This is a genomic window from Cohnella suwonensis (genome assembly GCF_042655365.1).
In the GTDB taxonomy this organism is placed as follows: domain Bacteria; phylum Bacillota; class Bacilli; order Paenibacillales; family Paenibacillaceae; genus Cohnella; species Cohnella suwonensis.
In genome coordinates, this window is sequence record NZ_JBHSMH010000007.1 from 202,376 (window position 1) to 220,224 (window position 17,849).

14 protein-coding genes are annotated in these 17,849 nt (G+C 49.4%); all 14 read right to left on the minus strand.

Annotated features, from left to right (window positions below):
• Positions 1–24: 24 nt before the first annotated feature.
• The 14 genes from ACFPPD_RS05730 to ACFPPD_RS05795 all read right to left on the minus strand — a co-directional run bounded on the left by ACFPPD_RS05730 (position 25) and on the right by ACFPPD_RS05795 (position 17,699).
• Entirely contained in the window at positions 25–2,124 is a 2,100-nt protein-coding gene (locus ACFPPD_RS05730) for a sigma-54 interaction domain-containing protein (protein ID WP_209746669.1), read from the minus strand.
• 5 nt (positions 2,125–2,129) lie between these two features.
• The gene (gene rpoN / locus ACFPPD_RS05735; protein ID WP_378081476.1) at positions 2,130–3,473 is read right to left on the minus strand and encodes an RNA polymerase factor sigma-54; all 1,344 of its coding nucleotides are present in this window, start codon (positions 3,471–3,473) and stop codon (positions 2,130–2,132) included.
• Between the two features lie 801 nt (positions 3,474–4,274).
• Positions 4,275–6,149, minus strand: coding sequence for an S-layer homology domain-containing protein (locus ACFPPD_RS05740; protein ID WP_209746673.1), 1,875 nt, complete (start codon positions 6,147–6,149; stop codon positions 4,275–4,277).
• Between the two features lie 114 nt (positions 6,150–6,263).
• The gene (locus tag ACFPPD_RS05745) at positions 6,264–8,813 is read right to left on the minus strand and encodes a winged helix-turn-helix domain-containing protein (protein ID WP_209746675.1); all 2,550 of its coding nucleotides are present in this window, start codon (positions 8,811–8,813) and stop codon (positions 6,264–6,266) included.
• 223 nt (positions 8,814–9,036) lie between these two features.
• The gene (ppsA, locus tag ACFPPD_RS05750; RefSeq protein ID WP_209746677.1) at positions 9,037–11,652 is read right to left on the minus strand and encodes a phosphoenolpyruvate synthase; all 2,616 of its coding nucleotides are present in this window, start codon (positions 11,650–11,652) and stop codon (positions 9,037–9,039) included.
• A 75-nt stretch (positions 11,653–11,727) separates the two neighbouring features.
• Positions 11,728–12,495 (minus strand): ABC transporter permease, encoded by a 768-nt coding sequence (locus ACFPPD_RS05755; protein ID WP_209746679.1) that lies wholly within the window; start codon positions 12,493–12,495, stop codon positions 11,728–11,730.
• The gene (locus ACFPPD_RS05760) at positions 12,496–13,266 is read right to left on the minus strand and encodes an ABC transporter ATP-binding protein (RefSeq protein WP_209746681.1); all 771 of its coding nucleotides are present in this window, start codon (positions 13,264–13,266) and stop codon (positions 12,496–12,498) included.
• Between the two features lie 18 nt (positions 13,267–13,284).
• Positions 13,285–13,962, minus strand: a complete 678-nt coding sequence (locus tag ACFPPD_RS05765; RefSeq protein WP_209746683.1) for a pentapeptide repeat-containing protein — start codon at positions 13,960–13,962, stop codon at positions 13,285–13,287.
• Positions 13,963–14,074: 112 nt separating this feature from the next.
• Positions 14,075–14,740 carry a TetR/AcrR family transcriptional regulator gene (locus ACFPPD_RS05770; protein WP_209746684.1) on the minus strand — a complete coding sequence of 222 codons (666 nt, stop codon included), beginning with the start codon at positions 14,738–14,740 and terminating at the stop codon, positions 14,075–14,077.
• A gap of 158 nt (positions 14,741–14,898) precedes the next feature.
• Positions 14,899–15,378 carry a 23S rRNA (pseudouridine(1915)-N(3))-methyltransferase RlmH gene (rlmH, locus tag ACFPPD_RS05775; protein WP_209746687.1) on the minus strand — a complete coding sequence of 160 codons (480 nt, stop codon included), beginning with the start codon at positions 15,376–15,378 and terminating at the stop codon, positions 14,899–14,901.
• Between the two features lie 3 nt (positions 15,379–15,381).
• Entirely contained in the window at positions 15,382–16,026 is a 645-nt protein-coding gene (locus ACFPPD_RS05780; protein WP_209746689.1) for a TetR/AcrR family transcriptional regulator, read from the minus strand.
• A 158-nt stretch (positions 16,027–16,184) separates the two neighbouring features.
• The gene (locus ACFPPD_RS05785; protein ID WP_209746691.1) at positions 16,185–16,757 is read right to left on the minus strand and encodes a permease; all 573 of its coding nucleotides are present in this window, start codon (positions 16,755–16,757) and stop codon (positions 16,185–16,187) included.
• Positions 16,758–16,964: 207 nt separating this feature from the next.
• The gene (locus ACFPPD_RS05790) at positions 16,965–17,309 is read right to left on the minus strand and encodes a DUF805 domain-containing protein (RefSeq protein WP_209746693.1); all 345 of its coding nucleotides are present in this window, start codon (positions 17,307–17,309) and stop codon (positions 16,965–16,967) included.
• Positions 17,310–17,492: 183 nt separating this feature from the next.
• Positions 17,493–17,699 (minus strand): YwbE family protein, encoded by a 207-nt coding sequence (locus tag ACFPPD_RS05795; RefSeq protein ID WP_209746695.1) that lies wholly within the window; start codon positions 17,697–17,699, stop codon positions 17,493–17,495.
• Between the last annotated feature and the right edge of the window lie 150 nt (positions 17,700–17,849).

Sequence of the window (17,849 nt, forward strand, 5' to 3'; positions counted from 1 at the left end):
TCCTATTAATGCCCGCCGGTCGATTTAGAGTTGCTGCAGACGCTTGAAACCTTCCGCCGTCAGCATGCAGCCCGAGCGGCCAAGTCGAATGTCAACCAAGCCTTGCGCTCTTAAACTTTCCATTCGCTTGCGGATCTCGTTTTCTGTCATGATCAAGCCCCGCTCACGGGCCATACCCGCCAAGTTTCTGCGCCCGGTATGCCTTCCTGTACGGTTGGCCCCTAAGACCAGTTCGAGCAGGAGACGCTCCGCGTCGATTCCTGCGGCAGACACGGTGATGAGCCGGTTCTCTCCCAAGCTCTCTCCATCGTTCCCGAACGTCGGTGAGGCGGCCTGGACGGCGTCCGGCCGAAACACTCCTTCCTCCTCCGGCTTGGATAGAGGATTTGCAGAACGTTGGGTCAGAAACGGGAGGTCCTCCACCTCGAACGTCTCGTCTCCCATGATGGAAAGATATTCGATGGTATTCTCCAACTCCCGAATGTTGCCCGGCCATTCGTAATTCAGCATCGCTTCCATGATCGGCCCGGACAAGTCGAAGGGAAGCCCTCTTCTCTCCAAGAAGAATCGGATCAGGGCCGGAATGTCTTCTTTCCTCTCGCGAAGCGGCAAAATATCGATCTGAAGCACTTTCAGCCGGTAATACAAATCCTCCCGGAACGTCACTTCTTTCACCATCCGGGGGAGGTCGCGGTGCGTCGCCGCAATGACCCTGACATCTACGGGCAGCATTCTCGTACCGCCGACCTTCAGAATCTCCTTGTGCTGGAGAACGCGCAGCAGGCGGGTTTGAAGCGCGGGAGAGATATCCCCGATCTCGTCTAGAAATATCGTGCCTTTGTGCGCCTGTTCGAACAATCCCGGTTTTCCGCCTCTTCTCGCCCCCGTGAACGCGCCTTCCTCATAGCCGAACAATTCGCTCTCCAGCAGGTTCTCGGGCAACGCGCCGCAGTTGAACGCGATGAACGGGAACTTACTCCTGTGAGAATACTGGTGGATCGAATGCGCGAACAATTCTTTGCCCGTTCCGTTCTCGCCAAGCAGCAGGATGCTGAAATCGTTATTTGCCATTTTCCGGGCCCTTCCAATGATCCGTTTCATGACAGGCGATTCCGTCACGATATCCTTGAAGGTAAATTTAGCCGCGTGCCCGTTCTGCCTCAGCTGCGTCCGCAGCTTGAGCTCGAGTTCTTCCACTTTCTTGGCGATTTTGAGAATAAGCACCCGCACCGAAGAATGGCCGCGGATCCACGTCGCATTCGCAATCACCGTCTGGTCTCTAATCGTAATCAATTGATCCTTCACGTCGCCTTGGAGAAATTGCGGGTCGATTCCTTGGTACCGCAACAGTTGCTGGATACTCAGATTCGACGCATCACGTCTGGATTGGAGCAGGTCTTCGGCGGTATCGTTGATGAACGCGATTACCCCCCGTTCATCGAAGGTCACGACCCCGTCTTGAACCATATTCAGCGTCTCTTCGAAAAGGTTCTTACCGTTGACCAGCTCTTGAAGAGTCACTTGAAGTCCGAGATTGGAAGTCGCGATTGTCTTCGCATAGGCGTTCAGTACACCCCTCATTTCCGAGTTCAGAAGATGGAAACGGGTCAACAGCTCGACGATCGTGCTCAGATCGACCACCCTGGCACCAATATCGATCGTATGGGTTACGTATTCCGGGACAAGCTGGGGTTCGCCCGGGGTAATCGCCATTGTGACGTTCCGGTTATCCGGAGCTCCGAGATAATACGGCACGAGATCGACATGCCTGAGCCCTAACTCGTAGAGAAGGGATATGGACTCGACGACGGAATCACGCTCGTCGTTCACGACAAGATACTTTTCTCCCGGGGACAGTTGGCGGATCATGCCCCATCCTTCTTTGGACAAGGTGCGTTTGATGATCAGAATGTCTGTCTTGTTCTTCACATGGAAGGGAGAATGCTTGATGAAGAGAATGTGGGAACTGATCATGACCAGATCTACTTCTTCGGTTCCCGTCCAATCATGCACGGAATAAGGAAGGAATTGCATGTAGCCGCCAAGCAAAGGCTCCAGTTGCCGACAAAGCATCGAGCTGGTTCCGACGCTGCCGGCAATAACCGCAATCTTCAAACGCTGCAATGGAATCACCCCATCTGTTTGTCTGCTCTTCGCTGTGCCGAAGCGATCCCTAGCTGTTCGCGGTATTTGGCAACCGTACGCCGCGCGATCCCTATTCCGGCTTCCAATAGAAGTTTTGACAACTGCTGGTCTGAGTAAGGTTCGCGGCTATTCTCCGACTCGATCAAGCTCTTGATTCGGTATTTGACGCTTTCGGAGGAAGCCGCCGCGCCCGCGGTCGCGAAAGAGGATGAGCAAAGAAAAGATTTCAGCTCAACGATTCCCCTAGGCGTAGAGGCATACTTCCCGCTTAGCGTCCGGCTGACGGTCGATTCGTGAAGACCTACCCTTTCCGCAATATCCTTAAGCGTCAGCGGCTTCAAATATCCAGGACCCCCTCCCAGAAAATCGGTTTGCCACTCGACCAAGAGGCGCATGACCCTGAGCAAAGTGCCTCCCCGTTCCTGCAAGCAGCGCTGCAGCCATTGAGCCGAGTGGACACGGGATTTTATATACCGGCGTTCGGCATCGGTCGTTCGGCTTTGGTTTAATAGGCCAAGATATCTTTCGCTGAAAGCCAATCTGGGAATCGATGTCTCGTCGAGGGTCACCTCGTAACGGCTATCGACGCGCCGCACCCATACATCCGGTGTCAAATAAGGCATAATTCCCTTACTGTATTCAGTGCCGGGACGTGGATTCAACTCTCTGATCGTTGCCCCCGCTTCCTTCACCTCTGCGACTGTCGCCCCAAAGAGCTCTGCGATCCGCTCGTACTGGGCGAGCGCCAGCGGCTCCAGCGCATGCTCCACCACTTTCTCGGCCAACGGTCGGCGGGGATTCAAAGATGCGAGCTGAAGCAGCAAGCAATCCCGGAGATCGGCCGCCGCCACGCCTGCCGGCTCGAACGTCCGCACCAACGCCCACGCTTTGCGGACTTCGCCCATCGGCTGGTTCAGCAGGGAGGTCAACTCCTCGAGCGACACCTTCAAATACCCGTTCTCATTCAAGTTTCCGATAATATAACGCGCCATCCGGCGCAGCTTGGACGAAAGCCCGACGATACAATTCAATTGACTAAGCAAATGCTGCTCCAGGTTCTCTCCGCCATCATCCGCCCAATTGGATATTGCATCCCCGTTCCGGGCGAAATCCTCGATTCTCGATTCATAGGTTACCGCGTAATTCTCTTCGTGTACCGCAGGGATTTCTTCCAGTATAGGATTGTCCATAATCTGTTCTTGTATATATTGATTCAATTCTGAGGCGGACATTTGCAGGATGAACAAACCTTGCCGCATTTCTTGATTGAGGACCTGCTTTGTCGTCTGGACCTGTAGGGAGCCAAGCTGCACGGGTATAGGGATCATCCTCTCTTCGCGATTCCGCGTCAGGAAATATCACGCAGACACAAAAAACTGTAAATATCCGACTCAAAACTCCCCGAACTGAACGAATGAAACGAATGTATTATCGAGTTTATGTGACATTTGTTAACGTAAGTGTACATCGTAATTTGTCGATTATTCAACTAAAAAATATGTCCATGCCGATCCGGCCCATTCAATTGACTGACACTCTCCGCCAATTTCAAGTACGCTACACGCAGTCGAGTACCGGGAACGCCAAGGCCGCGGGATCCGGTATATTCAGCCAAGACCAAATAGTCAGGAGAATGTTGCAATTGTTCGGATGATTGATCTGTTGATGGAAAGCACAAGGATCAACAGTTCATATTAAAACCCTTGCCACACTCTTAAAGCACCTTATAGAAGGAAAAAAACCATATATATTTCCCGGGACCTTCGTCTTGGTCAAGGAGCATCGCTATGAAAAATAAATTCACGGTTTTTACGGTTATTCTTTCTGCGCTTTTACTTGTTACAGGTTGTTGGGACCGACGGGAGATCGAGGATGCATAACGACTATAAAACGTCGGAAATGTCGGCTTCCGTTACGTTGGGGGGGCAACTTGCTGCGCCCAGCAAGGACGCACGGCAGAAAATTTCGCCGTTACTTGTGGTAGGGTTCAGCATACCATCGCTAGGGCGAATTAAAGGCACCCGTTTCAGAATATATCATGAACAAACAAGCATCCCCCCCAAAAAAATCATATAGGGGATGCTTGTTTGTTATATGGGTTCTTGCAGTTTAGTAAGATGGTGTTGTCATTAATGACAGCCACTGGCGTCACAGGTGGGCGTTGGCTGCGGCGTTGACACAGGTGCCGTCGATTGCCCGTTAACAGCCTTCACGCTAGCAAGGTTATCATCATTTACGAAAATCGTTGCAGAATTTACGCCCGATGGAACGATCAGGTTAGTGACGACGGTGGAGTCTCCCAGATCGAGTTGTGTATTGTCTCCAGTTATCTCAAGACTTCCGATCTTCCCCGTAACATTCAGATTAACATCTCCTGCATTATCGTTTACGGTCACTTGCCCAATGTCTACCGAACTGGTGAAGGATGTGCTGCCAGACTGATTTGTACCTGAATTATTGATGATTAGTTTACCGATTGGCGTATCACCGTTGTATTGCACGTTGGCTCCAGAGTCAGTGGTAACCGTGTTTAGTTGCCCAGACACTGTATCGATATTCACATCCGTCTGTGCTACAACGTTTACGTTTACGTTCATGTTCTCGAAAGTAGCTTCAATCGGCTCACTAGCCTTAAGCTTCGAATTATCGCCTGACGAAGGTATGGTATCCGTTGGTATACTAAGGGATGCAAGTTGCGCTTCAAAAAAGCTAGCTGGCCCAAAGTTATTCGTTCTACCGAAGTATGAAACGTAGAGTTGTTGCACAACTGTACTATTGTCATTAGATAATGTGTGAATCACATCATTTGATTTGTGACTGATTTTGTATGCACTCAGATCGGTCTGTTTCACATATACACTGTTTTCCAAAAATAATTGTCCAAAATCGCTATTCTGAAACGAAATGTTTGCGATTGAAGTCTTCGGGCGGTCGGCATCTTCGAGGTAGACCGTTTTGCCTGTAACATGCAAGCCGGAAGCCATAAACATCGTTCGGAAAGTCGGAGTAAGCCATACATCGCCTTTAACTTCCAGATTGGCCAGCATAACATGATCCGCACTCACTGTCACAAATCCGTTAACGGTGCTTCCTCCCGCATTGAATAGGATAGGTGCGGCCTGTCCTGACAAATTGCTCTTATAACCGATGATCAGGCCTTCTACCGACTCGATCGTATTCTTATTAGCGGTGAACTGAATCGCAGCCTTATGCAAAGCCGCCTTGTTCGCCGGTTGGAAAATACCTTTAAGCGACTCCGCCGCGCGATAGTTTTTCCCGTCAATCTTTATTGTGCCGTCGTCAAGAATGTCCTGAATAAACGGTAGGCTAAAAAAGGAGCGATCCATAATTGCGTATGATTCGGCTTTCGTGATAACCGCGTTTGGAGCGAACTGCTCCTTTGATTTGCCGGCTACAATTCCCGCTTTCACGAGAGCGCCTACAGCACCCGCATACCAACTTTTCTGCGGAACATCTTTGAACTGGCTGCCGATTTGCGGCTGCAGTTTTTTGGCTTTAGTGAGCAAGCTAGCCGCTTCTGCCCTCGTAACCGGCAAGTCCGGGCGGAACGTACCGTCAGGATAGCCATTTGCCAGCCCCTCTTCTTTTAGGGCCTCAATAAACGAAGCCAGATTGGCATCGGGCAAATCCTTAAACGATGAAGGTTTCTTGGACGGGGACAACTTGAGCGAGTACGCTAACAAGTAGGCAAATTCACCCCGCGTCATGATGTGCATGGGATCGAATTTCTCTCCTTGCTTCGGTTTCAGCATGCCTAGCGTAATCCAGGCGTTTACCACCTCTGCGTACCACGCTTGATCCGGAACATCCGAATAGCGAAGCTGGTTATTCAGTATTGGATCATCAGACGCAGCAGAACCCGCTTGGCTTACCTGCGACTGCGGCGATTCGGCCGCCATACTCAGCGGAGAGTAGCTGGTCAACAATAGCAACAAGACGAGTGCAACAGCTAGCAATTTGGTACGATGAAAAGAAAATAACATTAGGAATCTCCCTTCTGATATGAATCAAGTAACACCTATTTTATATCTACACAAGTCAAAAGCGCCCCCCCCGAATGGGGAGGGCGCAACGAATAAAAAAGGGGGGGCATCTGCTCAATCAAGCGTCTTTAACTGTCTAGCAAACCGCAGCGCTTGCACGCGATTATTTACTCCAAGCTTACTGTACATGTTTTTAATATGAAACTTCACGGTTTCGCCTTTGATATTCAGGCGATGAGCGATTTCCTTGTTTGACAGTCCATCGGCGATCAATCGTAATACCCTTGTTTCCTGTTCTGTCAGGGTTTCTTTGTGCGTCAGTTCGTCTTCCGGTATAACATTCAAGGCTCGCAGAAGCTGCTTTATATAAACCAAGGAAGTCGAAGGAATATGGCTATCATGCCCCACATTTGAATAAGCGGCAAGCATCTCCGCCATCACAGAGCCTTCGTCAACGAAGCTGCGGATATATCCCTGTGGTTCGGCCAACTGTAAAGCAATTTCCAACTGAACGAGTGCAGTCCCCGTTTGACCCGAACGCCATAGTGTAACACTTTGGACAATTAGTACCTTGATCCGCTCACGGGGACGGTCTTCCCTGGACACAAAAAGATACAACCTTTCCAACAGGTGCAGCGCTTCTTCCATTCGTTCGCATGACGCAAGCACTCTAGAGAGAACCAGATACTCTGCCAAATCGCTCAGTAACACTTCATCCGTATGTACCAGACCGCACCCTTGCAACCAATCAAGCGCATCTTGGAGCGAGCCTTGCCGCAAAGACAGATAAGCTTGTTCCGCCGCGACTTTAGACATAAACAAATCATAATCGGGAGAATCAATTTTCGACTTTAACTGCAACAGCAATTCTGACGCTCGTTTTGAATTACCTTCGGCTTGCTGAGTCCGCGATGCAGCGATGCCTAATTGGACCATAATCCGTGCAAAGGGTTGCAGATCTTGGCGTCCCCATGACTGACCGATGTACAACTCTGCCTCCTCCAACCGATTCCACTCGTACATCAAATTGATATAAGTCAAGTACATGTAACCGATAAAAGGATATTGTTTCTTATGCTCCCATGCTTTAATCCATTTCAATAGGAATTCTTCCACCGCATGCAGATCGTGGATTAATGTTAATTGGTCATAATTCGAACTATAACCTTGATATCGGTTTTGCCCCATCACCTGAAAGAAGCTTCCTTCTGGCATATATCGTTCTGCAAGCTCCAAGTAATCCGATGCTCTCACCAAGTCATTTTGTACATAAGAGGCGATACCGCAATAGAAATAGATATTGCCCATAACTTTGTTCCAATCTTCATCGGGTAATTTCCCTTGCAGCGCTTCAAACCGGACTTTGGTTTGCCACACTCGCTGAAAAGCAGTTCCCCATTTCCCTCCTAGCAGCATGACGGATATATAAAACATCTCGAGCATTGGCGTCTCCGTAAAGGAGGCTTCCGGTAATACGGATACCCACCTCATCAACGCATCGCTCTTCGATTGCATCAAGGCAGGGGGGTTTTTCTCGATCAATCGAATGGCATCAGCGAACTGTTTTCCTTCTATATAATGCTCCACCGCTTCTTCACTAAACCCTATATTTTCCAGCCAATTCGCCGCGCGGATATGCGATTGCATCCATTTATCCGGATCCGTTCTGGACCACAGATGCCGCAGGAAGTCGGAAAGCAAATGATGATATCGATACCAATTGCGCTCCTCGTCCAGAGGAATGATGAACAAATTCAGCTGCTCTAGTCTTTCTAATTGCTCTTGACAGTTCTGTTGACCCGTCACAGCCTGGCACAGCGAACGATTCATTCGGCTTAAAATGGACGATTCCAATAAAAATGCACGCATGGACTCTGATTGATGATGGAGCACTTCTTCTAATAAATAGTCGAATATGTGATTCTGCTTGCCGCTAAATTGATGGATAGACTCCGCTATATGATCGCTGCGTTTCAATGAGATCGCCGCCAACTGCAGCCCGCTGATCCAACCCTCGGTCTGCCTGAACAGCTCCGTCACTTGCGCAGGGGTGAGTAATAAATCGGTTGTATCCCGAAAAAACACGAATCCCTCATCCAGTTGAAAACGCAAATCCTGCTCAAGGATGCGATGCAATTCCCTCTTTGCCAGAAGTCTGGTGGTAGGTATAGGCAGATCCGTACGACTGGCGATAAAAAGATGAATATGACGAGGCAAATGCTCCAGCAGATAGCTTAAGGAATGATGAATATCGGGAAGCTCAATAATATGATAGTCGTCGAGAATGATGACCAGTTCGTCGGTTATATCATTCAGCTCATTCAAGAGTTCTTTAATCACATGCTCTGCGGACACCCTAGTTCCTATATTAAGAAGAGGCCCTATGGTTTGACCAAAGCTTGGGATTTTCTCCTGAATGGATGCCGTTACGCAACTCCAAAATGGAATCCAATCATTATCCTGTCGGTCCAACGAGGCCCATGCAGCAAGAACGCCGCACTGTTTCACCCATTCGCTTAACGCTGTTGTCTTTCCATAACCCGCCTGTGCGGAAACAAGCGTCAGCTTGGCTTCCAGCCCCTCATTAAGCTTGCGGATCAGTCTCGGCCGGGATACCAAAGATTTGGTCACATGGGGGACATATAGTTTGGTCTTTACAATCATTGAGAATTCCTCCCCATGTACGTTACGGCTAATAATACATTCTACCGGCGCCTACATTCTCCCTTTATTTAAGCTGGTAATTTAATCGCCGCTGTGATGTTAGGCAAACTTGAAATTGTAAAAATTCGCCCTACATTATGATACGGTTCAGCTTAACGGGACTTTCGGCGAAAATAGCGAAAGGAGCTGACGCAGCCAGCTCCCATTTGGTTGTGCAGACTTATTATAATAGTTCGATATACCCTTCTGCACCATGCACGCGAATTCGTTGCCCATCTTTGATCAGTGTGGTAGCATTCTCCACGCCGACAACGGCTGGCAAGCCATATTCACGTGCGATAACGGCTCCATGGGTCATCAGTCCGCCAACTTCGGTAACCAGGCCTTTTATGGATACAAATAACGGTGTCCAGCTAGGGTCGGTAAAGGTGGTGACTAAGATATCTCCATCTTCCAGATCAGCATCTTCCATGTTTAAGACGACACGTGCCTGCCCCTCTATAACTCCGGAAGAGACAGGTAGACCTACAATCGCTTCGGCGGGCAGATTGTCTCGTTTGTACTTGCCTGCAATGATTTCGCCATCAGACGTGATTACACGCGGGGGAGTTAGTTTTTCATAATATTTGTACTCGTCTTTTCGTTTGCTAATGATCTGGTCATCAAGTTCCTTTGTACGTACGGCTTCGTGAAGTTCTTCAAAAGTGAGATCATATATATCTTCTTTTTTATGAATAACACCCGCTTGCACGAGCTGTTCGGCTTCTTTCAGCAAAGCCTGTTTATAAACAAAGTATCGATTCACCATGCCGTATTTGGGATATTCTCTAAACCCGCTGAAATTCCGAATGAGGTCGATCATTTGTTTTGTTTCTTTGGCTTTTTGTTCACCATCCGGCAATTGCTTCAATCGTTCTAATAACTCTTGTTCTTTATTCAAAGCTTCCTGTCGCCCTTGTTCAAATTTCCGATTGCTAGCCTTAGGCTCGAAGTTTTTGATATTACTGAGAATCATAGGGACCAGCGTGCTCGGTTGTTCGCTCCATCGTGTTCTAGTAATATCGATTTCACCGGCACATCGTATTCCATATTTACCCATATAAGCATGGATAGCGTCTTGAGTTTCCCGCCCTCCCTCAAATTTAGCCATTTCATCCAAAAAGTTATCATCATTTACTTGCTGCAAATATTCAATGACTCCCGGATAAGGACGAATCACATCTGCGACATCCATTAGCGCCAGACCCATTTCCGAAGTAATATTGTTTGGCACGGATTGAGAAAGCGTGTCTGCTACGTTTCTTTCGCCTAACCACTCGTTCATTTTTTCATTGATCCAAGATGAAGCATCCATAGCAGCCATAATCACAGCCGAACTTTGGGGGTCAAATAAAATCTGCTTTAATATCTGGATATCTTCTAGGATAAAATCAAATAATTCCGCTCCCGATTTCGTTTGGATGTTCATCTTTAACTCTTCAATCGATGTTTGACTACGCTTAATCAAACTAGAAACGATTGCCGGATCGTTTTCGATTTGTGTTCTAAAACCCGCAGGCGGCATAACTTTATTTCCTTTACCGGGACTCTTTTCTTTCTCATCACTCGGTAACGATTTTAGGAAATCTCCACGCTCGATTATGGTCATAAGAGCGTCTTTGATGAGCGGATCGGACTTCCCAAGGGTCTCTAAAGTCATTTCTCTGCTGTCAGGTGAAGTCAGACGAGGTGTGACATCAACAAACAACCTGCCACCAGCCTTACGCATAGGCGCAGGAGTCGTTAACAGGAAAAAGGACAATCCCAATGGCTTCATGGGGGCGGTCATCATTTGTTGATGACCGACAGAGACATAAACGTGATTTTCCTGATCATTCTCTTCAGGGATGGGATATAAAGTTGTGATCGACCGACTCTGGACAATGTAAAATGTATCATCAGCCAAACACCATTCGATATCTTGCGGATGACCGAAATAAGCTTCGATCTGTCTTCCGATGCGTGCCAGTTGTACAATTTGTTGATCAGTAAGTGTTTGAGACTTTTGTTGATCAGGATCGATCTGCTTTGTCTCGGTTCCGCCTTCTTGTCGTCCATAGATCGCCAATTTTTTGGTTGCTATCCTCTTGTCGACGATTTCCCCCTCCCGTACTTTATAACAATCGGCAGATACCAAGCCAGAGACCAGTGCTTCTCCAAGGCCAAAACCGGCGTCGATGGATAGCAGTTTTCGGTTGGAAGTAATTGGGTCAGCGGTAAATAAAATACCTGAAGCCTGCGGGAAAACCATCCTTTGAACGACAACGGATATATAAACTTGGCTGTGATCAAATCCGTTTTGCATACGATAAATTACCGCTCGGTCCGTAAATAGGGAAGCCCAGCATTTGCTGATATGCTGCAAGATCATTTCCTTGCCGATGATACTTAAATAGGTGTCTTGTTGACCAGCAAAAGAGGCATACGGCAAATCTTCAGCAGTTGCACTAGAACGTACTGCATAAGCATGTTCCTCGCCAAACCGGGACAGATAGCGAGCAACTGCTTTCGTAACATCGGAAGGAATTTCTGCTTCCATAATCGTTTGTCGAATCTTTCTGCTGATGTCGCCAATTTGTTCTCGATCTTCTACTTTTAACGTATGGAGTCGATATAACAATGCACGATACGATTCGTTATGTGCGATGGCTTGTTGAAATCCCGCTGTTGTAACACAAAATCCTTCTGGTACTTGTATGCCTTGAATTTTTGATAATTCCCCTAAATGTAACCCTTTTCCGCCAACGAGCAACAGCTGAGTTTTCTCCAATTCTTGAAAATCGAGAACCAATGAACTCAACTACATCTCTCCTCGCCATGAAATTGAGAAAAACCGTTTGACATGTAGGTTTCGTTATTACAACCTATCCCTTTTTCACACCCGCTTTTTATACGCCCTCATCGCAAAGATATAAGCCATGAGCATAATTCCGACGCACCAAGCAAGCGCAACCCATATATCATTACCCACCTGCTGACCTGACAGCAATGCGCGGATGGATTCTACGATTGAGGTCACCGGCTGGTTTTCGGCAAAGACGCGAACGACGGTCGGCATCGACTCGGTTGGCACAAAGGCCGAGCTGATAAATGGCAGGAAGATAAGCGGGTAAGAAAAGGCGCTTGCACCTTCCACCGATTTTGCGGACAGTCCGGCAATCGCCGCGACCCAAGTCAAAGCCAGCGTAAACAGCACGAGTATACCGGCTACGGCAAGCCAAGACAGTACTCCCGCCGACGAGCGAAAGCCCATCATGAGCGCTACGAGAATGATAACGATAAGAGAAATGACATTGGATACCACCGAGGTCAGCACATGCCCCCACAGCACGGCCGAACGCGCAATCGGCATGGTGTGGAACCGCTCGATTATGCCCCGTTGCTTATCCAAAAAAAGGCGGTATGCCGTATAGGCTATCCCGCTTGCAATCGCAATCAGCAGGATACCGGGCAACAGGTAGTTCACATAGTTATCCGTACCGGTTTGGATTGCGCCGCCGAATACATAGACGAACAGCAGCATCATCGCAATCGGAGTGATGCAGACCGTGAGGATGGTGTCCATGCTGCGGAAAATATGACGCATGGAACGTCCTAGCATAACGCCCATATCGCTGAAAAAATGATTCTTCATCGCTTCCATCTACTTTTCCTCCTTTTTGCCGACGATCGCGAGGAAGATCTCCTCTAGTGTCGGTTGTTTTTCAACATACTCCACCTTTGCGGACGGGAACAGCTTTTTTAGCTCCGAGAGCGTGCCGCTAGCGATAATCTTGCCTTCATGCAAAATGGCAATCCGATCGGCAAGCTGTTCGGCTTCCTCCAAATACTGCGTGGTCAAGAACACCGTCGTGCCGCCGTCGGCAAGCTCTTTGACAATCTTCCAAACCTCGATGCGCGCCTCGGGGTCAAGCCCGGTAGTCGGCTCGTCGAGGAATATGATCTGCGGATTTCCCACAAGGCTCAAGGCGATGTCGAGCCTGCGGCGCATGCCGCCCGAATAAGTGGATGCCTTGCGGTCGGCGGCGTCTGTCAGACCGAAGCGTTTAAGCATGTTATCCGCCACCTGACGCGGATTTTTGATGTGCCGCAGCTTGGCAATCATAATCAGGTTTTCCCGCCCGGTCAAAATTTCGTCCACGGCGGCAAATTGCCCGGTCAGACTGATCGCCTGCCGCACGTGATCGGGTTTTGACGCGACATCGAATCCGCCCACGGCGGCGGTTCCGCCGTCCGGTTTGAGCAGCGTGGTGAGGATTTTGACAACCGTTGTCTTGCCCGCCCCGTTGGAGCCGAGGAGAGCGAAAATACTCCCCTTTTCCACCTCGAAATCTACGCCCTTCAGCACTTGGAGCTGCTTGTAGGATTTTTTCAATCCTTTTACTTGAATGGACTTGGTTTGCACGGCTTGCATTTGATTACCTCCCTTAAATTAAATGACTGTAACTTTTGACAAATCGGCTTCCATGCCTCTGAGATGAGCAAAGGTCAGTTTATCCATCGTTGCGCCGTCAAAGCAGATGGATTTGATCATGCGATAGTACTTCTTAGTCAAAGTAAAGCCCGGCTGGAAAGAAACATTTTTTAATATAGCGCCCTTGAACGAAACGCCGGTTAGTGCCGCTTTCTCGAACTTGACGCCGATAAACGTCTGTCCGTCCAAACACTTCCCGCTCAGATCGGAGTTCTTGAAGTCAACCCCGTCGAAGATGCAATCTTCGAAAATTGTTTTTCTAAGATCGGTCGTCGTTAACGTGACGTCGGCCAATCTTACTCCTCTGAATTTGGCTCCGTCGAGGATTGCCGCGCTGAAGTTGGTGCGTACAAGGATCGTCTTATTGAAGCTTGCTTGGGTCAAGTTAAGCGCGGATAGGCTGCAGTCCGTCAGATTCGCGCCGTCGAAATTGGCTTCGCGTACATCGCTGCCTTTGAACGTACTGCCGGTCATATCCGCGCCGGAAAAGTCGGAACCGTGCAGCGCGCTGCCGTTAAACCGCCCTTTATGGGCCGTAACGCCTGCAAAATCGCTTTTCGCCAGGTTGCTTGCGCTAAAGTTTGTCACCACTTGCCGTTCCACCGAACGGGAGGTCATTGTCAATTTCTGATTCATAACATTCACATCTCCTTATAATAAGTTTTCTAACACGCACTTAAATCCGGACCACCTATTCATACCAACCGATGGTATGAATAGCTGTAAAAATAAGCTGCCTTTCGGCAGTTTAGTTATTTATGCTGACTTCTCTAGCTGACAAACGAAACAGTTCCTCGTATCGTAGAAACATTTGCTCATCGAACAGCTCAAGCCCCAGGCCTTTCAATATTTCATCGAATAATCTTACCTTGCGTAACATCATCTCGGGCGAAGCTTGGATGACCGCCGGGTTTAACCACAGGTTGGTGAGAATCATCAACGCTTCGCTAAGCTCCCTTGGATAGTCGGTTCGGATCGAGCCGTCTCGCATACCCTGTTCGATGATGGGCTGGATATAGACGGGTACGCCTTTTTCGATGATGTTCTCGATCTGTGCCGCCAGCATCTTCGGATTGCGTAAGAGGTTCGGCGCCGCCGATGCCAGTTCGTTTTGGGCAGGATTGTCGAGAGAGACGCGGGAAATCTTGCGAAGCTTTTCCAGTCCGTTCAGCCCATTGTCGTCCCGGATACCGGACAGCATCTCGTCAACACCTTTGAACAACTGGTCGGTGACGGCCTGCAAGATCTCCTCTTTCGACTTGAAGTGATGGTAAATTGCCCCTTTTGTCAGCCCGCCCAGCTCGTTGATGATATCCTGAATGGAGGTCTGCTCGTATCCTTTTTGAATGAACAGGTTAAGAGCCACGGTTAGGATTTGGTTGATTGTTTCTTCAGGATATTTATTTCTTGCCATTCGTCTCCTCCTTTCATACATTCGGTTGGTATGTAACAAATATATCCAATCAACCTTTTGATGTCAACCCCAAAAATAAAAAAAAAATCATTTGATTTGGGGGTGCTTTGTATCACAATTGCTTTCGGTGATCATATACAATAATCCATTTTTCGCCGTTACTTGTGATACGGTTCACCCCGGTTAATCCGGAAAGCCCGGTATACCTGCTCGACCAGAATGAGCCTCATCAATTGATGCGGATACGTCAGCCGGCCGAAGCTCAGCTTCTTATCGGCGCGCTTAAGCACGGCGTCGGACAAGCCTAACGAGCCGCCGATGACGAAGGCGACGTGGCTCTTGCCGTAGGTGCCGAGCTTGTCCAAGTGCCCGGCGAGCTCTTCGGACGACCAGAGCTCGCCGCCGATCGCGAGGGCGACGACATGGGCGTCGTCCTTAATGGAAGCGAGGATGCGCTCCCCCTCTTTGCCGACGACTTGGCGCTCTTCCGCCGCGCTGAGCACCTCTGGCGCTTTCTCGTCGGGCACTTCCGTCAGCGTGATCTTCGCATAGGGGCCCATCCGCTTGACGTACTCCGCGATTCCTTCGACCAGATATTTCTCCTTCAACTTCCCGACGCTAACGATCTGTATGTGCATGGATTAATCCTCCGTACGAGCCCATGGCCCCTCCGCTTTACTCCTGATTCCGATCAACAGCACCTCGAACGTCTCTTGGAATGTCGGGATCAGCCTTCCCATAAGCTGCTCGACCGATTCTTCGGAAGACGTATACGTGGCGATGACCCCGTACAACGCGAAGAAGTAGATTCTTGTATAGAGCAGGAGCCGTTCATCCGGAAGTTCATTTCCCAAGCATCCCTTAACGGCCGACTCCAGCTTCCCGAACAGCTTGTTCCGAGCCTGGTTAATCTCCAGCTTCGGCGATTGCTCATCCACTCTCCCTGCCTTCGTATTGAAGACTAGCCCATACATACTGCGGTTGGTCAGGCAGAATTCGATCGTCGCCAGACTCATCGCCTTCAGCTTGTCGTCCGGAGACAGCTCTTGACCCAGCAGCCCATCCATCTTCTCTATGAGATATTGAACGGGCGGCATGGAGAGCTGATGTAGAAGCGCCTCTTTATCCTTAAAATAAATGTAAATGGTCGTATGCGAGCAACCCGCTTGTTTGGCGATATCGCGCATCGTCACGGCATCGTAGCCTCGGCTGCCGAACAACTCGCCCGCCGCGGCAAGTATGCTCCTCTTCGTTTCCTCCGACCTTAATTCCTGCTTGGATACCACCGTCAGCCCACCCCGTCTTCTGAACTAGAGCCATTGTAACCATTGGTTACCCAAACAGTCAACTTGGCAGGTTTACTTGCTTATTCGGGCATCCAACCACCCGCACAAGATCGTGAACAAGAGCATGAATACGATAAAACTCATGGCATCCGTCTCCTTTAGAATAGACTGGTTACGTCCGTAAGCAATGCGAATCCGAGCATGAGCCCCAGTACGATCGACGATAAGAGCGCCGTCCTTTTCCTTGTGCCGTCCGCTTTCCTAAGCGATGATCTCATATACATGAAGAAGCCGACGACGAGAATAATCAGCTCCAATCCGATGGACAGTCCTTCCGATCTCCAAGCGCCCCAGCCGAGCAAAGGCAGGTCTCCCCAGTTCCCCGGCAGCAGCGGCAGATCGGCGCGGTGAACGACGAGATCGAGTACCCAGTGACTAAAGACGACTCCCGCTAGAATCAAGCCCGCCCGTTTGCCCCACAACCTTCTCGCCGCTAGCCCCGCCAATACCGCGATGATCAGAGCGCCTAATAAAGAGTGGGAATACTCCGCGTGTATGATTCCCCTTCCGTATCCCTCGCCAAGCTGCGTGTCTATCGGTTCGACGCCCGTCAAATACAACGGAACGAACACGACGTCCAAGAGCTGCGTACCTACCATTAACGCCCCTAGCGGCACTTCCGGCGCCTTCGCTCTTACGCCTGCCGCCAAGCCGAAATGTCCTGCGAACATGTTCTCCACGCCCCATTCACATATTATAACCACCGGTTACAAACCGTTGGATATAATATAACCATTGGTTATATTTCTGTCAATAGCTTCTTCATCGCCGATATATAAAATACGACCTCCGCGAGGGAAGGTCGTTAATGAGGTATGCGTTATGCACACAACCAATATATGTAAGCGACGCCGATCGAGTTTGTACGTTCGTCCGGACTATGCCGCCTTGGGGTTCGGCCCGTACTGATTGTCTCCGACGCTGTCCGTGCAGTAGAAAATAAGCAAAATGATGAGGCCGATAATCGGTATCAAACCGATCAATTGCCACCATCCGCTCTTGCCGATATCGTGCAGCCTGCGAGCTCCGACGGCCAGAGACGGCACGATAATCGCGAGCGAGTATAGACCCGATAGCAACGAGTCGACGCCGACGATCGCTTCGACGATGCCGAGCACGATCGAAATAATAACGTTGACCAGAACGAACATCCAGTACTCTTTGCGACGTGCTCTTCCTTGAAATACGGCGTAATTCTGAAGGACTTTGACGTACCATTCCATTGGCGAATTCCTCCTCGATTAATGGATTCATTGAATGTATATGGACTTCCGTACACTTATTCCACTCATTATTCGCAATCCGTCGGAAGATTAATCCTTTATCCAACCTTTCTGCAAGCCGCTTTCGACGAAAAAAAACCGCTCCCCGGCCATCGGCCCGGGGAGCGGCTTTCTTTCTTAAACTCACGTTCCGCCGATGATATTTTTCACCCGGCCGACCTGACCGTCCTGCAGTCTCACTTTAATGCCGTGCGGATGCTGCGGCGAATTCGTGAGCAGGTCCTTCACGATGCCCCGCGTCGTCTTGCCCGTCCGTTGATCCTGCTTCAATACGATATCGACTTCAAGCCCCGGCTTGACGTCGGCGCGAATACGTCCGTTTCCTGCCATGCTGTCTTTCCACTCCCGTCTGACCGAATGCCCCTATCGTATCATATTCGCCAAGCAAAAACGCCTTCGGCGTCCTCTGGGCGCTGAAGAAGCTTTGCGGAGACGATTCAGAAATGGATAAGCGTGAAACTTATACATTCTGGTAGAGTA

What these genes read in the sequence shown, in the direction of transcription:
- rlmH (WP_209746687.1), bottom strand. Translation starts at nt 15,378, where the DNA reads ATGCACATACAGATCGTTAGCGTCGGGAAGTTGAAGGAGAAATATCTG.
- ACFPPD_RS05745 (WP_209746675.1), bottom strand. Translation starts at nt 8,813, where the DNA reads ATGATTGTAAAGACCAAACTATATGTCCCCCATGTGACCAAATCTTTG.
- ACFPPD_RS05755 (WP_209746679.1), bottom strand. Translation starts at nt 12,495, where the DNA reads ATGGAAGCGATGAAGAATCATTTTTTCAGCGATATGGGCGTTATGCTA.
- ACFPPD_RS05785 (WP_209746691.1), bottom strand. Translation starts at nt 16,757, where the DNA reads ATGTTCGCAGGACATTTCGGCTTGGCGGCAGGCGTAAGAGCGAAGGCG.
- ACFPPD_RS05790 (WP_209746693.1), bottom strand. Translation starts at nt 17,309, where the DNA reads ATGGAATGGTACGTCAAAGTCCTTCAGAATTACGCCGTATTTCAAGGA.
- ACFPPD_RS05760 (WP_209746681.1), bottom strand. Translation starts at nt 13,266, where the DNA reads ATGCAAGCCGTGCAAACCAAGTCCATTCAAGTAAAAGGATTGAAAAAA.
- rpoN (WP_378081476.1), bottom strand. Translation starts at nt 3,473, where the DNA reads ATGATCCCTATACCCGTGCAGCTTGGCTCCCTACAGGTCCAGACGACA.
- ACFPPD_RS05740 (WP_209746673.1), bottom strand. Translation starts at nt 6,149, where the DNA reads ATGTTATTTTCTTTTCATCGTACCAAATTGCTAGCTGTTGCACTCGTC.
- ACFPPD_RS05795 (WP_209746695.1), bottom strand. Translation starts at nt 17,699, where the DNA reads ATGGCAGGAAACGGACGTATTCGCGCCGACGTCAAGCCGGGGCTTGAA.
- ACFPPD_RS05765 (WP_209746683.1), bottom strand. Translation starts at nt 13,962, where the DNA reads ATGAATCAGAAATTGACAATGACCTCCCGTTCGGTGGAACGGCAAGTG.
- ACFPPD_RS05770 (WP_209746684.1), bottom strand. Translation starts at nt 14,740, where the DNA reads ATGGCAAGAAATAAATATCCTGAAGAAACAATCAACCAAATCCTAACC.